At 40.2% G+C, this 18313-nt stretch carries 16 protein-coding genes; 10 read left to right on the forward strand and 6 right to left on the reverse strand.

The features are described from left to right. The first annotated feature begins 104 nt into the window (after nt 1-104). Nucleotides 105-1463 carry a neutral/alkaline non-lysosomal ceramidase N-terminal domain-containing protein gene (locus tag J4526_08715; GenBank protein ID WFO75141.1) on the forward strand — a complete coding sequence of 453 codons (1359 nt, stop codon included), beginning with the start codon at nt 105-107 and terminating at the stop codon, nt 1461-1463. On the opposite strand, the gene J4526_08720 is transcribed toward J4526_08715, so the two are convergent. The 4 genes from J4526_08720 to J4526_08735 form a co-directional block, all read right to left on the reverse strand. After that, entirely contained in the window at nt 1444-2421 is a 978-nt protein-coding gene (locus J4526_08720) for a Gfo/Idh/MocA family oxidoreductase (protein WFO75142.1), read from the reverse strand. The two genes, J4526_08715 and J4526_08720, sit on opposite strands and share 20 nt — an antisense overlap. Before the next feature lie 14 nt (nt 2422-2435). Continuing rightward, complete coding sequence (locus J4526_08725) at nt 2436-3245, reverse strand: sugar phosphate isomerase/epimerase (GenBank protein ID WFO75143.1); 810 nt, start codon at nt 3243-3245, stop codon at nt 2436-2438. Beyond that, nucleotides 3246-4481, reverse strand: coding sequence for a hypothetical protein (locus tag J4526_08730; GenBank protein WFO75144.1), 1236 nt, complete (start codon nt 4479-4481; stop codon nt 3246-3248). A 107-nt stretch (nt 4482-4588) separates the two neighbouring features. Continuing rightward, on the reverse strand, nt 4589-5329 hold the full coding sequence (locus J4526_08735) for an SIS domain-containing protein (protein WFO75145.1): 741 nt from the start codon (nt 5327-5329) through the stop codon (nt 4589-4591). A 181-nt stretch (nt 5330-5510) separates the two neighbouring features. On the opposite strand from J4526_08735, the gene nagA reads away from it, so the two are divergent. After that, the gene (nagA, locus tag J4526_08740) at nt 5511-6680 is read left to right on the forward strand and encodes an N-acetylglucosamine-6-phosphate deacetylase (protein ID WFO75146.1); all 1170 of its coding nucleotides are present in this window, start codon (nt 5511-5513) and stop codon (nt 6678-6680) included. A gap of 30 nt (nt 6681-6710) precedes the next feature. Further along, the gene (gene glmS, locus J4526_08745; GenBank protein WFO75147.1) at nt 6711-8531 is read left to right on the forward strand and encodes a glutamine--fructose-6-phosphate transaminase (isomerizing); all 1821 of its coding nucleotides are present in this window, start codon (nt 6711-6713) and stop codon (nt 8529-8531) included. A gap of 109 nt (nt 8532-8640) precedes the next feature. On the opposite strand, the gene J4526_08750 is transcribed toward glmS, so the two are convergent. Further along, entirely contained in the window at nt 8641-10515 is a 1875-nt protein-coding gene (locus J4526_08750) for a S9 family peptidase (protein ID WFO75148.1), read from the reverse strand. 105 nt (nt 10516-10620) lie between these two features. Between J4526_08750 and dph5 the strand changes: the two genes are divergently transcribed. From dph5 to J4526_08770, 4 genes are all read left to right on the forward strand, one after another. After that, a complete protein-coding gene (gene dph5, locus J4526_08755; GenBank protein WFO75149.1) occupies nt 10621-11442 on the forward strand; it encodes a diphthine synthase in 822 nt (273 codons plus the stop codon). 78 nt (nt 11443-11520) lie between these two features. Beyond that, nucleotides 11521-12654 (forward strand): ABC transporter substrate-binding protein, encoded by a 1134-nt coding sequence (locus J4526_08760; GenBank protein ID WFO75150.1) that lies wholly within the window; start codon nt 11521-11523, stop codon nt 12652-12654. Between the two features lie 30 nt (nt 12655-12684). Beyond that, nucleotides 12685-13644: an iron ABC transporter permease gene (locus J4526_08765; protein WFO76388.1), complete on the forward strand. Its 960-nt coding sequence runs from the start codon at nt 12685-12687 to the stop codon at nt 13642-13644. After that, the gene (locus J4526_08770) at nt 13641-14414 is read left to right on the forward strand and encodes an ABC transporter ATP-binding protein (protein ID WFO75151.1); all 774 of its coding nucleotides are present in this window, start codon (nt 13641-13643) and stop codon (nt 14412-14414) included. The genes J4526_08765 and J4526_08770 overlap by 4 nt, the downstream gene beginning before the upstream one ends. Here the strand turns inward: J4526_08770 and J4526_08775 are convergent. Then, nucleotides 14389-14943 carry a cysteine hydrolase gene (locus J4526_08775; protein WFO75152.1) on the reverse strand — a complete coding sequence of 185 codons (555 nt, stop codon included), beginning with the start codon at nt 14941-14943 and terminating at the stop codon, nt 14389-14391. The genes J4526_08770 and J4526_08775 overlap by 26 nt on opposite strands. Before the next feature lie 79 nt (nt 14944-15022). On the opposite strand from J4526_08775, the gene J4526_08780 reads away from it, so the two are divergent. The 3 genes from J4526_08780 to J4526_08790 are packed head-to-tail and all read left to right on the forward strand — an operon-like array spanning nt 15023 to nt 18312. Further along, nucleotides 15023-16258, forward strand: a complete 1236-nt coding sequence (locus tag J4526_08780) for a radical SAM protein (protein ID WFO75153.1) — start codon at nt 15023-15025, stop codon at nt 16256-16258. Nucleotides 16259-16317: 59 nt separating this feature from the next. After that, on the forward strand, nt 16318-17301 hold the full coding sequence (locus tag J4526_08785; GenBank protein WFO75154.1) for an ABC transporter ATP-binding protein: 984 nt from the start codon (nt 16318-16320) through the stop codon (nt 17299-17301). A gap of 6 nt (nt 17302-17307) precedes the next feature. Continuing rightward, nucleotides 17308-18312 (forward strand): ABC transporter ATP-binding protein, encoded by a 1005-nt coding sequence (locus tag J4526_08790; protein ID WFO75155.1) that lies wholly within the window; start codon nt 17308-17310, stop codon nt 18310-18312. The last annotated feature ends 1 nt before the right edge of the window (nt 18313 follow it).

An 18313-nucleotide genomic window follows, 5' to 3' on the forward strand; every position in this document is an offset into this window, starting at 1 on the left:
CTAACGCATTACTAGACTCTAATTAAGTACTCCTTAATTTTTCTAGAATCCACACTACATAACTGGCGTCTATAGACTATGGAGATGTAAGGTGAAGAAGTAATTTGGTAAACAACTATATTGCCGGCTTTGCAAAGACCGTGATAACCCCAGAGAAAAGCATGCCTATGGCAGGCTACATTAATAGAGAGCACCATGCAACAGGCAAACTTGACGATCTTTATGCACGTGTTCTTTACCTAGAATCCCCCCTAAAGGGCTCGGTACTAATAGTGTCCCTGGACTTGATAAGAATAGACAATGAATTATATAAAGAACTGAGAAACACTATTGCCACAAAGTATAACCTCAATCCTGATTCAATACACGTAGTTGCTACACATACACATTCGGGACCGGAAATAAGTCTGGAAGTCTGGAATACAAAGCCACTTAATCACATTGAAAAAGAGCTTGTTAGAGAATACAGGAATTTTCTCTTAGAAAAAATTACCGAAACCGTAGGTACGGCTCTCAATAACCTGCACCCCGTAAAGATACAAGTTGGTTCAACACAAATAGAGGGTGTTGCCAGCAATAGAGTTGACCCCAATGGCCCTATAGATAACGAGACAGTAATCATTACCATCAAAGATAGCGAGGACAACATAAGGGCTATTGTGATAAACTATGCATGCCACCCAACGGTACTAGGTCCCCTAAATACACTATACTCCGGAGATTTAGCAGGAAAAGTATCTAAAATCATTGAAGACACATACAACTGTGTATGCCTATACCTCAATGGAGCTGCGGGTAATGTAAGTACCAGATTTACACGTAGAAGCCAAGACTATCATGAAGTAGAGAAATTCGCGTCACTAATAGTTAATAAAATAAAAGAGAAGCTCACACAAGGACTTGAAGAAATACCCGTGTCAACAATTACAACAACATGGCATAAAGAGACTATAAAGCTCAGAAATCCACCTAGTGAAGAGGAGTTAAGACTTGCTGAAATGGAGTTAAAAAGAAGGCTTGAAGAGGCTCTGAAGAAGAACTATAACGAAGCTGTATTGAGGGGCTTAAAAAGCGATTTAGCAGCAACACTGATATCTAAGGAAAGAAGGTGGTTTCTAGAGAAGAATAGATTCATTGAACTCGAGATAGCGTTGACTAGAATAGGCGATTATTTATCAATACTATTCTTCCCTGGCGAGGCGTTTATAGAATACCAGATTAGCGCGAAGCAATGCAGTACAACCAAGTATACAGTTTTCGTAGGTTACGCCAACGGATATTGGGGTTACATACCATATAAGAAACATTCCCCAAAACTAGTCTCCTATGAGGAAGTAGTATCAATGATTGATCCTAGTGAGTACCCTAAGATAGAAATGCTTATCAAAAAAGCATTGGGATGCGGGATCAAAGACTTGGCATTATCGTCAACACTAACTAAAACTAAAGTAAAGGAAGTCTAATAGATGTATTTTCTTTAGCTGATTTATACGCCGCCTCTATTATTTCCTGTACTTTAACACCATCAACAATACTTGTTACAGGTCTTATGCCATTGACAATACAGTCTATGAAGTGGTCTAGCTGTTTCCTGTACATATCGAGGGGGTCAATAGTTATACTTGATTCCTCAACAATCTTATCCTGAGACAACGATATAGTGTAGTTGCCAGACAAATATCCTTCACAAGTAATTCTTCCTTTCTCGGTAACAACTCCCCATTTCCTCCATCTATGCCCGCCACTCCAGCTCTGTATAAAAGATGATCTTGCCAATGAATGCTCCATTTCCACAATAATATTGTCCTCAATACTGATACCCTTTGTCAGTGTCCACATTCTCGCTGTTACACTCTTCGGTACCCCAGCCCACCAATAGTAAAGGTATATGATATGAACACCATTTTCGTTGAGCATACCGCCGCTAATGTTTCTATCAGTAACCCATTTCATTGGCGGTATTCTCCCTAGGGCGATATGCCATAGTAGTAGTGGTTTCCCTAGTTTTTCATCCATGATCTTTTTTATTTTCTCGTAAAACGGGTGATAACGTAGACTAAAAGCTACCATGATCTTAGTAGTATCCCCAGTAACATTATACAATTTCAATGCATCATCGAGACTTGTTGCAACCGGTTTCTCTAGAAGGACGTAAAGCCCTTTCTTGTAAGCGTATATAGCTTGCTCAACATGATGTTTGGGAGGTGTAGCAATGATAACAGCGTCAAACCCGCCTTCATCAATCATTGCCTGATAGTCTTTATAAAGCCTCTTAACACCTTTCTTTTCAGCTTCCCTAAGTCTCTCTTCATCGATATCACAAACAGCTTCTACAACAACATCGTTTCGCTCCTTCAATAAATCTAGGTGAATCGAGCCCATTTGGCCTACTCCAATAATCCCAAATCTAGGCTTTTCCATTAATACTACCCCCGTTAACCAAAGATCTTCTTCAGGCTGGTGAAGGTGTCTTCAACAGCTTTGTAGGGATCACCGCGATATGGAGGTACCTCAGCCACTATGAATCCTTTGTAACCTATTTCCTCCAGCCTCTTCCGTACAACACTCCAGTTTATGTCTCCAAAGAGTGGTATGCCGAATCTCAGTTCCGCCATGTTAAATCCTTTTACGTGTACCTGGAGTATTCTTTTGCCAAGTACTTCTATCCAGTGTTCTGGCAGACTATGAGGAAGAGTATTTCCTACATCAAAGTACGCCCCAAATACCTCAGGGTCGAGATTGTCTAGGAGTTTCTTGAACTCAAGGGGGCCTGCAAACACTCTATTCCATACTTTTTCGAGACCTATTCTTACCCCGTAATCTCTCGCTATCTTTTCTGCTCTGGATAACGCCTTTACAGCTTTCTCGAAATGCTCCTCGTAACTCAACTCTGGTACACCGACACCCGGTACAACAAGTATTACCTTTGCGCCGACAATACTGGCTGCCTTAGCTTCTGCTTCAACAACACGTAGAGCTTTCTCAACATCACTTTCCTTAACCCAATTGTATCTCCAGAATAACCCTGTAGCAATACTTGGTATCTCAAGTCCTAGACTACTGGCTTCCTCACTTATACGCCGCCATTTCTCGTCAAAACTGCTTGAACCAAAAACCTCGATATCATCTAGAGTTATAGCTGGCTCAAATCCATTGTATCCAGTTTTCGCCGCATGTTTCATAATATCTCTTATATCAAGAGACTTAGGATAACTCCATATATTTACTCCTAGTTTAAACCCCATTCAACACACCCCCGTGAGTACGCACGATGCCTCACGTAAAATTGCACGCGGAGCCCATCCATAAGAATACAGGTAAACACCATCAACACTTGTTTTAATAGCAAGCCTTATGTCTCTAGCTAGAGTCTCGGGTGTTTGAGGAGGCCAAGCAGCTAGACCAGCAATAATCTTCACATGACCTGGAAGCATCTGCCTGGCTTTCATGATCTCATAGGGTATCCTATTGGGAGATTCACTAAATGGCTCAGTATAAAGCATTATCTTTGCAGAGTCAAGAAGCTTCCCAATAACACTATAGCATTGCCCAACAAGCCAACTTCTCGATGGAGGAACCAGGTCTGCTGACAGCAACGTATTTTGCCTATAGGACTTCAGTGTATCCCTAACAATAGTAACTATTTCAGCAATGCTTTCACATCTAAACTCTATCCATTTAGCCAGCATCTCATCGCCTAGTATATCATTGATGAAGCTCCAGTACCTTGATTCAACACAATCAATATCATTACTCGTACAATACACGGAAGTTTTCTCGTGAACACTAATGGTGGCTTCAAGCAATTGTTTTATCTTGGAAGCAATTCTATTGAGGTCTATCCCTTTCTTCTCAGCTTCTCTTCTACAGTCTTTACAGAAGCATGGAAGCTGTGAAAATAGTATGTATGGATCCTTAATTGTAGCAAGCGGGTGAGGAAACCTTATGTAGTCTAGTTCAAGTTCGTCGAACTCGTAGTTCACACTAATATCCTCAACAATAAGACGAATGAGCTTCTTTATAAGAGGGTTATTTGGACAGACAAAATATCGTTTATAGCCTGCAATACTCTCATAAACATCTTTAACACCATAATCAGGATTCGCCCTAACGATACTACCCCATCTAAGCATAGGTAACCAGAAAACACAACGAATACCCTGTGCACGACTCCTCTCAGAAAACTCCTTAACAACATCATATCCTACATCACGGCTTCGACGTGGTCTCAGCTCCTCAGGTAGTTCCGTATAGCGTCGCTCATCAAGATCCCAGTATACTGTTGCTTCTTCAGAGACAAACGTTTTCCTCACAGGGTTCCTGTAGATAACACTTGTACCGGGGTAGGCTTGTTTTTCCTCAACATATCTAATGGCCATACTGACACTATTGAATCCAAGATTCTTTACATCACTAAGAAACTCGTCAACACCTATGTTAGCTATATCCCAGGGATGAACCCATATACCCTTGATAAACAATTTCGAGTTACACCCTCGTTAAACCAAAGTCTAGTCAAAATTGTTAGGGAGACAAAGATATTATTACATATGTAATTACAGGGTTGTAACGGTTACTAAAAATATCATTACAACAACTTTATCCTACTCCTATATTTCTCGTACAAAGCCCTATTGTATTCATCAGCACCCGGTAAATGCGAGCTAATCCAGACCGGTGGCTCCACACCCTTCTCAACAAGTTTTCTTATGGTCTCAGCCACGATGCTATTAACTATGAATGTATTGAGTATAGTTGATACCGGTGCTACACGCGTACTAAATCCCTCGACTTCTAGTACAGCATCACCACGTGGTACATGGTTATCTATAACAACATCAACAACTTCATAAAGCCTCTTACCAAACTTGTTCTTCGGCTCAAGTTGCGAAGAGTATTTCACCGAGGTAATGCCTATTGTTTTGGCACCCATTTCACTAGATTTTATAGCTGCTTCAACAGGAAATTGGTTTACACCACTTGTTGAAACAACTATTACTACATCACCAGCAGAAACACCGTGATGCTTTAACAGTATTTCAGCATAGCCTACGATATGCTCCATTGCTGTTGATTTTAGACTACCATGATGGACCGTAATATCGTTATCAAGTATAGGATCAATAGCTGCTAAACCTCCAGCTCTGTAAAACATTTCCTCACCAACCATAGCAGAATGTCCTGCCCCAACAACATGTATTATCTTGTCATTCTCCAAAGCCTCGGCTACAACAGTTGACGCTTTATCTATATTCTCCTGTTCGTCTCTAAGAACTTGAGTCAATAATTCTACAACAATATCATAGTATTTCTTAACGAGGCTAACCATTATATACGCACCCAGAAAAATCTTTGAGTCTCTAACTAGACTTCATCAAACCAATTTGATAAATAGTGTCTAGTTATACGTTATCCTTATGTATAAACGTTACTTACGAGGTTCTAAAATATGGTTATATCCATAGGCAAAATGCGGAGGACGAGATTACACTCATAGAGGATACCATACCTTGCCCGGCGAATTATTGATAAGACATGCAAGGATCTATACCCCTCTAACAATAATAGATAATGGATTCATATACATCAAGGAAGGCATAATTAAGGACGTTGGCAGCGAGCCATGTCCCATAAAATGCTCGAATATTATAAACGCCGAAGACCTTATTGTAGCCCCTGGCTTTATAGATACACATATTCATGGATACAAAGGCTATGATTCTAATGACTGTAAACCAGAGAGTTTTCTCGAAATCTCAAAACTCATTACAAGACACGGCGTAACCGCGTTTATCCCATCAACTGTCACGGCATCACATGAAACACTTTTGGAGGCGTCAAAAGCGGTTTACGAAGCAATAAAATCATGGAATGGCGGAGGAGCTAGAATACTTGGTCTACATCTTGAAGGACCCTACATTAGTAAAGAGAAAAGAGGTGCCCAAAACCCAGAATACATTAGACCAGCTTCAAGACAAGAACTCAGAGAATACATCAAAGCCTCAAATAACCATATCAGACAGATCACTGTAGCACCGGAAGCTCCTGGTGTAATTGATCTCATACCCTATGCTGTTGAAAACGAGATAACAGTTTCTATTGGTCACACGAATGCGTCCTACGAGGAAACCAGGAAAGCTATTGAAGCCGGGGCATCCAAGGCAACCCATTTATACAATGCAATGAAGTCTATCCATCACCGTGAACCAGGTCCTATCATAGCCCTGTTAGAAAACCCTGGTGTCTACATAGAATTAATTACAGATTTTATTCATGTAAGCAAGCCTATGGTGAAGTTTACCATTGACTACGCAGGCTATGAACGCATAGTATTGATTACAGATGCTATAAGCGCGACAATGCTCCCTGATGGAAAATACAGTCTAGGGGGACTCGATGTAATAGTCGAAAAAGGCGTCCCAAGGCTTGCTTCAACACATGCACTCGCCGGTAGTACTCTTACAATGGATAAAGCCGTTAGAAACGTGTATAGCCTTGGCTACAGTCTCCAACAAGTACTATCAATGGCTACCTTGAATCCGGCTAAGTCAATCCATGCTATATACAGGGAGAAGATCGGTTTGATCAAACCAGGATTCAAGGCAGATATTGTTTTCCTCGATGAAAACCTCGAAGTAGTCAAGACCATGGTTGAAGGAGAACTTGTTTACGAAAAATAGTTCGTTGAACACCCCAGGTGAGGTGATATAATGGGCGGTATATTCGGTGTGATATGCTCTGAGAAAATAGGTAAAGGTGTTGTAATAGAGGGGTTAAAGAGGCTAATTTACAGAGGATACGATGGCGCTGGAGTAGCTTTTCTCGATCCAAAAGGCAATATTATCGTGAAGAAAGCACCTGGACATCTCGATGAAGCTGTTAAAAAAGCTGGTTTAGATGAAACTCCCTCAGATATCGTATTAGGGCATGTGAGATACGCTAGCAGAGGCTGGCCATCATATGAGAACACTCATCCTCTTCTCGACTGTGATGGAAAAATAGCTGTTGTCGGCGATGGTGTTATCGAGAACTATGAAGATGTAAAGAAAGAGCTTGAAAAGAAAGGACATAAATTCTCCTCGAGAACTGATACCGAGGTATTTGCTCACCTACTTGAAGAACTAGTCTACAAAGACAATAAAGAGCCATTAATAGCCATGGCAGAGGCCTCAAGAAAACTTAGTGGAGTCTACGCAATAGCGGCATTGTTTTCTGGGAGAAAGAAGCTCTATGCCGTAAACATGGGCCAGCCCATAGTGATAGGTCTAAGAAATGATGGTAGATGCGTCTATATTTCCAGCGACATACCTAGTCTCTACGGCTTTGCTGATGAGGCTCTTATTCTTGAGGAGGGTATGGCTGCTGAAGTGGGTCTTGATGAGATAAAGGTTATCGATATCTCATCCTTCACAGAAGTAGGAGAACTTAAGAAGAAACGCGTCAAGTACCCTATCGAAGTCATTGACAAGGCTGGGTTCCCCCACTTTATGTTGAAAGAAATATATGAGATCCCGGACGCCATTATTAGGACAACATATTCACTCATGGAGAAGTACTTGCGGCTGGCTTCAATGATTATTTATGGCGCAAAGAACGTGTACATCATAGCCAATGGCACGAGTCTCCATGCAGGACTAGTCTCATCATACTACTTCGCTGACTTAGCTGGCATAAACGTCAATGTAGTTAGCGCCGCCGAATTCCCATACTATGCTCTCGAAAATGTGTCTACAGGTACAGTAGTCATAGCAATAAGCCAAAGCGGTGAAACAAGTGATGTTATCAAGAGCGTTAAACTAGCCAAACAACGTGGTGCAGTAATAGTTGGTGTAACAAATGTTGTTGGTTCAAGACTAACTCTTGAATCAAACGTTTACCTACCAATAGGAGCCGGACCTGAGATCGCTGTTCCAGCAACAAAAACCTTCATCTCAACATTGACCACAATGGCAATACTAGCAGGGTATACAGGATTATATACTGGCACCATTAACTATAATGAGTTCCAAGAACTAATCAAAGATCTAAGGGAGCATGCCAAGAAACTACGTGACGAAATAAAAACCTATGATAAAGTAGCCGAAGAAATATCCTCGAAACTACTTGGCTGGCATGACCTATACGTAGTTAGTAGTGGAATAAACTATCCTGTTGCCCTAGAAGCCGCACTAAAGTTAAAAGAAACCGCAATGCTTCACGCAGAAGGAGTTCAGCTAGGTGAATTAAGACACGGGCCCATGGTCTTAGTCAGAGAGAATTATCCAATAATCTTCATTAAACCTATTGAAGAAGCCGCAATAGAGCTATATAATCGCGTTGCAAGAGAGGCACTAAGTAAAGGAGCACTAATAGTTACTGTAACACAGGATGGAGAAGGATACGGTTTACTACTCAAGACAAAACCTACTAATAGAGTTCTCTCCCCAATAACATCAATTATCCCGCTACAACTCCTAGCATATCATATTGGAAGAAAACAAGGACTGCCAATAGATACGCCACCAGGGTTAGCAAAAGCTATCACAACATAAACATGATTATTCAGCACGACCAATCTTCATCACAGAATCAGCGATAGCTGGTAACATCATTCAACCCATAATATTTTTACAAATAAATAGAGGGGTTAAAAACAGGTTATTAGTTGCCCAGTATTTTCCTTATGAATGCTAGTATGTCACAATACTCCTTGATCTTCACTTCAGGCGATGAACCCATATGCCCACTTACTGTCTCCACTCTAAGATATACTGGTGCCCCAACCTTCTCTAGTTTTGCAACAAATTTTAGTGCATGACCTGGGTGTACTCTATCATCGTGTAGCCCCGTATACACCAGTGCCGGAGGATACTTCACTCCTTCCCTGACGTTATGGTATGGTGAGTATTTTATTAAGAACTCCTTGTCTTTCGGGTTATCGGGGTCACCATACTCTGTAGTCCATAGCTTCCCTACGTAGAGTTTATGGAATCTCAGCATATCAATGACAGGATAGCCTATCAATGCTACATCGAAGAGTTCTGGCGCCTGGACCATTGTTGCAGCTACGAGAAGCCCTCCATTACTAATACCCCAACCTATGGTCTTCAACCCCTTGTCTTTAATGTACTTAAGAACTGCTTTATAGTCCTCGAATACATTTTGTTTGTTTTCTCTCATACCCATTCGATGCCATTTTTCTCCATATTCTCCTCCACCACGTAGATTAGCTACAACAAATACTCCACCTTCTTCAACAAAAGCAGCCATCCCGCTTAGGAAGAAAGGTGTTATTGATATACCGAAACCACCATAACCATATACTATTGCTTTACTTGATTGCTTTCTCTTGTTCCGCACAATAAACATATGTATACGTGCACCATCACTGGATGTTGTCCACTCTTCTTCTACAATTACGTCTAAACCTGTTTTGTGCCCATAAACCTCTTTAACACCATTGTCTTCAACAACACATAATACTGGAGGATTACTAAAGGATTCTACAGTGAAATAGACCTTGTTATCGAAGAACCTCATGCCTCTTATAGAAGAAGGTTCTTTGAATTTATGTTCACTAATTAATTTCCCGTCTAGACTGTAAACTCTAAGTCTACTCGATGCGTCAACAAGATAGTTTGCATAAATCTTGTTTCCAACAAGTATAGCCATATGGAGAGGATACTTGTCTTCACTAACTACTTCCTGTATAGAGCCATTTAGAATACGAACTATTCTACCAAGCCCATTACCATCATAGTAGATAATGTATGCATAGTCGCCATTATACCCTATTGGTTGTGCTCTATATTGACCGCCATCAAGGACAAGTTTCCATGTAGACGGATCTTTTCTATATCCTCCGTAAATTATTGATTTACTCCAACCATACTCGACAACAATAAAGATCCTGTTTGGATCCCATGTTTCTTCAATCCACATCATGTAATTCGTGCCAAATTGTTTCCCAAAAACTATCTCTTCTTCACCACTAGAAGAGTCTCTTAGAAATATTCTTTCGGCAGGCGCTTTCACTCCATCAGGTGTTTCGCCACGCCTATAGAATCTAGCATAATAATACTTCCGTTCATCAATCCATACAATACCCCATACAGAACCCTTTAATTCGTCAATAACTTTCTTGCTTTCTGGCTCAATTATTTTCAAGAAACCCTCATCACTACCCGCTACAGTATAGAAGAACCCTAGTTTATCACCATCATGTGACGCATAAATAGCACTTATAATAACATACTCCCCAAGTTCCTTAGATGAAACAACGTCTTCTACTTCACCACTCCATTTAAGCAACTTGATCTTATATACATTCGATTCACGCACAAGCATGTAGAAACCTTTAGCAGTTGGCACAAAAAGCAAGATATACGGCATTCCATAGTATTTCTTTATCTTCTCTTCAAATTTACTAGGCAGATCACCAACAAATTCTCTAAATTTTTTATTATGTTCTTCAATAAACTTTCTTGTCTTTGGATCATCAAGGTTTTCCAGCCATATAAACGGGTCTTCGCTCAAGATTCACCACACAATAATGGTTTTACAAAAAACAAAAGTAAATAAATTAGATTACTTTAGTCTAATTTTATGTAATCTACAAGTGATTGATCGAGGTAGACTGTATTGGCACTTTATTTTATTGGCCTAGGTCTTACGATAGAGCATTTATCTATTGGTGCAATTAATGTGCTTCGGCGATGTAGCAAAATCTATGTTGACTCCTACACTAATATTGTACCAGATTTCTCTCTCCAAAAACTAAAGGAAATCATTGGAGACAATGTAAACATTCTTCTTGCTGAAAGAAAGGATCTTGAGGGAGAGAATATTAGGAAAATAATTGAAGAAGCTTCCATCGCCGACATAGCTATTTTAGTGCCAGGTGATCCGTTTATAGCTACTACTCATGATGCTATAAGACTTGAGGCTCTTGAAAAAGGTATTGAAGTACATGTAATCCATGGCGTGAGTATCTATTCAGTTGCGCCTAGTGCCACGGGTTTACAAGCATACAAATTCGGTAAAACAGTAACTCTAGTTTATCCAAGAAACATGAAGCCATATACTACAATAGAAGTCATTAGAGAAAATAAACAACGAGGTCTTCACACTCTTGTTCTTCTTGATTTAAAACTTGAAGAAAACATAGCGATGACAATTAATGAGGCTGTAGACATACTCATCACGCTTGAAAACGAGTACTGCAAAGAATACAACTGCAAGCCAATACTAGCTAATACATTAGCAGTAGGATGCGCACAACTTGGAACAAGAAACCAGTTTATTAGAGCTGATTACTTGTATAGACTCAAAGAATACAAGTATCCTGATCCACCTCATTCAATAATTATCGTTGGCAAAACCCATCCAATAGAACTTGATATACTTAAGTATATCGGCAAAATGCCTGATGACGTATACAAGTACTTTTCTTCATTAAGGTAATTCACGGCGACTTAGTAAATCTTATATATTCTATTGCTGGTCTACACAACTAGAAAACCATATGGCTGAGGTGACCATATGGTGCACAAACATTACTACACGATAATTGCGTTACTTCTGATAACATTGTGCTTTACTGCATCAACACCATTATACGCACAGACATACATCGAAGACGCTCTACATAGAACCATCACTATCGAAAAAACACCATCTAGAGTTATCTCGTTGGCACCAAGTATCACTGAGATATTGTTTGCACTAGGTCTTGAGGACAAGGTAATTGGTGTAGACTCTATTTCATACAATGATACTTATCTTGGTATTCACAAGTACGTTATTGAGAACAATGTAACTAGTGTAGGAGGATACTGGTGGAGCACAATAAGTGTTGAAACAATCTTGTCTTTAGAACCAGATCTTATTTTAGCTGATGCCGGTGCCCATGTTAAACTACTTGATACCTTTGAAGAATATAATCTAACCACTGTATACCTGTACGGTGGTTCAGCAAAATCCCTTCAGGACATATACTATGACATAGATGTTATAAGTAAAATATTCGGTGTAAACAATACAATTACCTCACAACTAATAAACGATATAGAGGAGAATATTTCCAAAGCAAAAACTATCATTGACAACATCGGGTTCAATAGAACAGTAAGAGTGCTTGTTGTCGTAGGGTTCTATAATGGTATATGGGTTGCAGGAAAAGCAACATTCATAGATGACATAGTATCAAGAATAGGTCTCGTAAACGTGGCAAACAACGTTGGATGGTATACAGTAAACATAGAGACAATATCAGCGTTAAACCCCGATGTAATAGTTGTAACCAACATGGGTGGTTTTGTAACAAACAGCACCCTAGAAGAATACGGGCTAACCAGTATAGGCACGAAGATACTACTGCTTTCACCGAAAGAAACAGATCTACTGACCAGGCCGGGTCCACTAATAGGATATGGTGCTATTCTTTTAGCAAAAAGAATAGCTGAATTATTCCCTGCACCCACAACCACTACATCGGTAATTAAGGAATACACAACATCAACAACCACAACAACAGAGACTACCACAACAACGACAGCCACAACTACATCAATACAAGAACAAGAATCACAAAACTATATTCCCTATATTGCTATGGCGGTAATTGCTATAGTGGCGCTGGGCATAGGATATTTCTTAGGTAAGAAGATAAGATAATGAGAAGTGGGTTTTATGCTTAAAGAAAAGATGTTTTTGTTTGTATTTTACACTTCATTGTTTATACTCGTTCTTGTTCTTCTCTCAATATACTTTCTCCATGCGGGAACAGGGGCCCCCATACCCGCCGTAATTGAATACAGGACAACGCGTATATTACTGGCAATTTTTGCTGGTGGTATCCTAGCATTATCTGGTAATTACCTGCAATCAGCTCTGAGGAACCCTCTTGTCGACCACTATATACTCGGCGTTGGTAGTGGCGCTGTTTTCTCAACATATCTTTTCTACTTGATCGTTGATATCCACGGTATTAGCAATTACAATCTAGTTTATCTCCAATCAGCGTTCAGCATTGTTGGCGGACTCACAGCCTTAACAATAACAATTATTGTAGCAGAGTACGTTGGCGGAAGTGATACAGCTTATGTGTTGGCGGGAATAGGTGTTACATCAGTATTTAGTGGGGCTGCCATTGTTTTATCATGCTTTATCATACCAAAGCATCCGTATATTGTGCATGCACTCATAGGATCACTAGTTCTTGCTTCACGAAAATGGATTCCAATACTTGGCTCATTATATATAGTATCAATATTTTCATATATCCTATTAGCAAAACCGTTGAATGCCGTGTTTCTCGGGGACGAATATGCTCATCAATTGGGATATAATCCCAGGAAGATAAGATTCTTTACAATATTGTATGCAGGAATAGTTTCATCGATAGTTGTTGCTTGTTGTGGTACCATAGGTTTTCTTGGACTAGTTGTACCACATCTGGCAAGATTTCTTTTGAAGACAAGCGATAACCGGTATACTGTACCTTTATCTTTTGTAATAGGTTCTCTTATACTCTTGATAGCTGATAATTTCTCGAGGATATATCTTGTATCAAGTATAGGCGAGGTTCCCGTGGGTGCACTTGTATCATTGATGGGCGCTCCATTCTACTTGTTAATTCTCGCTAAGAGGTTGAGGAGGCTATGAAGAAAATCAGGGTAGAAAATCTTGTGGTAAAGTATCGTGGCGTTATCGAGGCTGTCAAGAATATCTGTTTTAGCGTAAAAGAGGGGGAGGTATTAGGAATTCTTGGACCCAATGGTGCTGGCAAGACTACTATACTGAAGGCTATAGCAAAGCTTGTTGATTACAAGGGTGCTATTTATATTGATGGGGCAGAGGTGGCCAGGACTCCTATGAAAACTATAGCTCGTATCATATCTTATGCTAGCGATATCAGGACACCAGACTTCATGCCTCTTTCAGTTAAAGAAGCCTTGCTCATGTCTAGATATCCTAGAATGAAGGGTTTCTTCGAGAAAAGAGAAGACATAGCTATTGTCGATAAAATCATGAAGAGACTGAACATACATAATCTTAGTGATAGGAAATTAAGTGAGCTCAGCTCTGGTGAGCTTAGAAAAGTAGTTATCGCTATGGCTCTTGCCAAGGAACCTAAGTATATTTTGTTAGATGAACCCGATAGTCACCTCGATCTCCACTCTAAAATAATGGTTTCAAATATGATAAAAGAACTTGCTAAAGACCATGTAATAGTGTTTACAAGCCATGACATATTATTCACAATTAATACTGCCGATTATATACTCCTTATAAAGAACGGAATGGTCGTAAAGTATGGTTCTGTTGAAAAAGTAGTCGAAGATAATGTTCTAGAAAAAGTTTACAATGTCAAATTCATCCGCGTAAAAATTAATGGAAGAATACTACCTATACCTGTTTACCTGTCTTCATGACTTCTATAGCTGTCTTTGAGTCAACTATTTTTGCTCCATAAATTTTCCTCATATACTCAAGGGCATACTCATGGTCCTTCTCACTAAACGCTGCAACACCATCCTCAACGACGATAATATTGTATCCATAGTAGAATGCATCACCAACAGTATGCAGTACACATATATGAGTATGTATCCCCGTAACAATAATTGTGTCAACACCCTTAGATCTCAGAACAAGATCTAGGGGAGTGTCTCTAAAACCACTATATCCATGCTTAGGAATCACAATATCGTTTTCTGATGGTGCAAGCTCATCTATTATTTTGGCTTCACTACTTCCTGCTAATGCATGTGGACCCCAGAGTTTTAACTCAGGATCAGAGGGATAGTGCTGGTCTACAACATGGATAACAGGGACACCTCTTTCATGGGCTGCCTCAATGAGTTTCTTGATAATGGGCACGATTTTCTCTGCTTGTGGAGAACGAAGTCGTCCTTTAACAAACTCGTAAAGCATGTCAACTATTATAAGAGCTGGTTTCACGTATTTCCACCTTACTGTATTCTATGAGCTAATCAGTTAATTAGCTATCCTGACTATAGTATCACAGGGCAGTATTGTTATGGTAGTTGTTAAGAAGTCTGTTGTTATTATAGATGAGGACAAGTGTAGAGATTGCGGATTTTGTACAACAATAAATAGGTGCCATAGCCCTGGTGCATGTATTGGTTGTCTATCATGTTTTTGGTCATGCCCTTTTGAGGCACGAGTAGTAAAAACCGTAGAAACTGATGTAAAGGAGGCCACCATATACGTCGACGGGATCCCATACAGTGTTCCTACCTCAATTCCTTTATCAGAAGCATTGAAACGTATTGGATTTGTTTATGGTGACCCTTCTTCTAAAAAACCTTCACTTGCATGCCGAACTGGTGGATGCTGGTCTTGTGCACTAATAATTAATGGTTCTCTTGAGAGAACATGCATTACCCCCGTAAAGGATGGGCTACGTATAGAAACCAATGTAGATGGTGTTCCACCGAGAAGAATGGTCCATGGTCCAGGCCCCCATGTTGTTGGAGGTAAAGCTACTCCTTGGTGGCAAGTTGATTATAAACACTATGTCGAGGCAGCAATATGGGTTGCCGGCTGCAATCTTCGTTGTCCACAATGCCAAAACTACATGGTTACCTACGATAATACTTCTCCTGCATTAACTCCACGGGAGGCAGCTATTGAGGCTGTGAAATGTCATAAGCTTTATGGGACACGCGGGATTGCCGTCAGCGGTGGAGAACCAACAATCAATAGGAGATGGCTTGTTGAGTTCTTCCGCGAGGTCACAAAAAGAGTTAATCCAAAGATTAGACGTCACCTTGATAGTAATGGTACAGTGCTTACACCCGGCTACATAGATGACCTAGTTGAAAGCGGTTGCAATAATATCGGTGTTGAGCCGAAATGCCTCAACGTGGAGACATACATGAAAATAACTGGTATAAGAGATCGTGATCTAGCAAGGAAATACCTTGAAACATCATGGAAAGCTATAGAGTACATTCATAGCCAGTATGGAGACAAAGTATACCTTGGTGTTGGATTAATCTACAACAAACAACTTATTTCACTCGACGAAATAGCCGATGCCGGTAGGAAAATAGCAAGTATAGATCCCAATATACAAGTCACTGTTCTTGACTACTTCCCAGCATTTAGAAGAAGAGATCTTGTAAGACCAAGTTATACTGAAATGATTAAAGTAAAACAGGTTCTAGAAGAGCAAGGACTTACGACAGTTATCGTACAAACAGAGAAAGGACACATTGGACCCCGGAATATGAGAAGATTATATAAATAATAGCCACAATTTAAAGTATTAGCTGAAACAATATTCCCGCTATGGCGGTGTTGTATAGTATGCCTGGAGGCAAAGAAGTTATTATTGATGTGAAAAACCTCAGCGTGCACTATATGACACTAAGGGGGTTTCTCAAAGCCGTTAACGACGTTGACTTAACGATATATAAAGGAGAAATAATGGGTATTGTCGGCGAATCTGGTAGCGGAAAATCAACACTTGCAATGGCGATCATGAATATTCTTCCTCCAACGGCAAGAATAGTTAGTGGATCAATATTCTTTGATGGAAAAGATCTTGTTAGGTTAAAGAAGGGTGAGTTAAGAGAAATTCTCTGGAAGCGAATATCAATAATACCACAAGCTGCATTAAATGCGCTTAACCCGGTACTTAAGATCAAGAGCCATTTTCTTGAAACGGCCAGGGCTCACGGCATTAAAGACCGTGAATGGGTTATTGATAGAGCTAGTAAATTACTTGAACTACTGCGTCTCGATCCTGAACGTGTACTTGAGAGCTACCCCCATGAACTTAGTGGTGGTATGAAGCAAAGAGTCCTAATAGCACTCGCCATGCTACTTGAGCCTGAAGTACTCATCCTCGATGAACCTACTACTGCGTTGGATGTTCTCACCCAGAGATTCATACTTGATCTACTCAAAGAACTCCATGAAAAAACTCGTATCACAATGATCTTTATTACACACGATATAGCAGTTATAGCTGATCTTGCCGATAGAGTTGCAATAATGTATGCTGGCAAAATAGTTGAAGTAGGTGATGTATTCACTGTATTCAAGAATCCCTATCACCCATATACACTAGCTTTAATGAAAAGTATTCCTAGCCTTATAGGAGATATCAACGAGATGAAGTCGATACCTGGAACACTACCTGACCTCATTAATCCACCACCTGGCTGCCTGTTTGCACCAAGATGTAGTAAAGCCATGGATATTTGCAGAAAAACACCTCCACCATATATAGAGATCAAAAAAGATCATTTTGTTGCTTGTTGGCTATATAGTAAGAAAGAAGGGTGAAAACAGATGAGTAATCCGCCTTTGATTGAGGTAAGAGATCTCAAGATATACTTCCCCGTAAAGAAGGGGGTCTTTGGTAAGATAGGTTATGTTAAAGCTGTTGACGGAGTCGATCTAGTGATTGATAAAGGACAAATAGTTACTCTCGTTGGCGAATCCGGTTGTGGGAAGACAACACTAGGAAGAGCCATAGCTGGATTAGTTAAACCCACAGCCGGAGAGATTCTCTACATGGGTAAGAACATACGGAAGATGAAGCGGAAGGAATACCGTGAGTATAGAAGAAACGTACAGATAATACATCAAGACCCATTCTCATCCCTCAACCCCACTAAGACGGTGTTTTATACTCTAGCAGTCCCGCTAAAGAAGTGGGGTATAGCGAAAACTCGTAAGGAACTACTTGAAAAAGTTTCAGAGCTCCTAGAGCTAGTAGGTTTGCATCCCGCCAAAGACTTTCTGTTCAAGTACCCACACCAGCTCAGCGGTGGGCAGAGACAAAGAGTCGTCATAGCTAGAGCCATAAGCGTCAGACCACAACTAATTGTTGCGGACGAGCCCATAACAATGATAGATGTTTCTCTAAGAATAGGAATTCTAGACCTAATGCTTGACTTACAAAAGAAAATCGGTGCATCATACCTATTCATAACACATGACTTCGGTGCAGCACGTTATTTCGCTGCAAAAGGTGGAGGTCTAATAGCTGTAATGTATCTTGGCAATATAGTAGAGATAGGTCCGGCTGAAGAAGTTATCCGTAACCCATTACATCCATACACGAAAGTATTATTATCAGCTGTACCAGTCCCCGATCCAGAGATCTCAAGGAAGAAGAAGCCTATTAAACTAAAGAGCCTTGATATACCAAGCCCTATAAATCCACCGCCAGGATGCAAGTTCCATACAAGATGCCCGTTTGCCATAGAGAAATGCAGCAAGGAAATACCTAAACTCATTGAAGTGAAGCCTTCACACTACGTTGCATGCCATCTAGAAGAAAAAAGGTGAA

Source organism: Desulfurococcaceae archaeon MEX13E-LK6-19, assembly GCA_029637525.1.
Classification (GTDB): domain Archaea; phylum Thermoproteota; class Thermoprotei_A; order Sulfolobales; family Desulfurococcaceae; genus MEX13ELK6-19.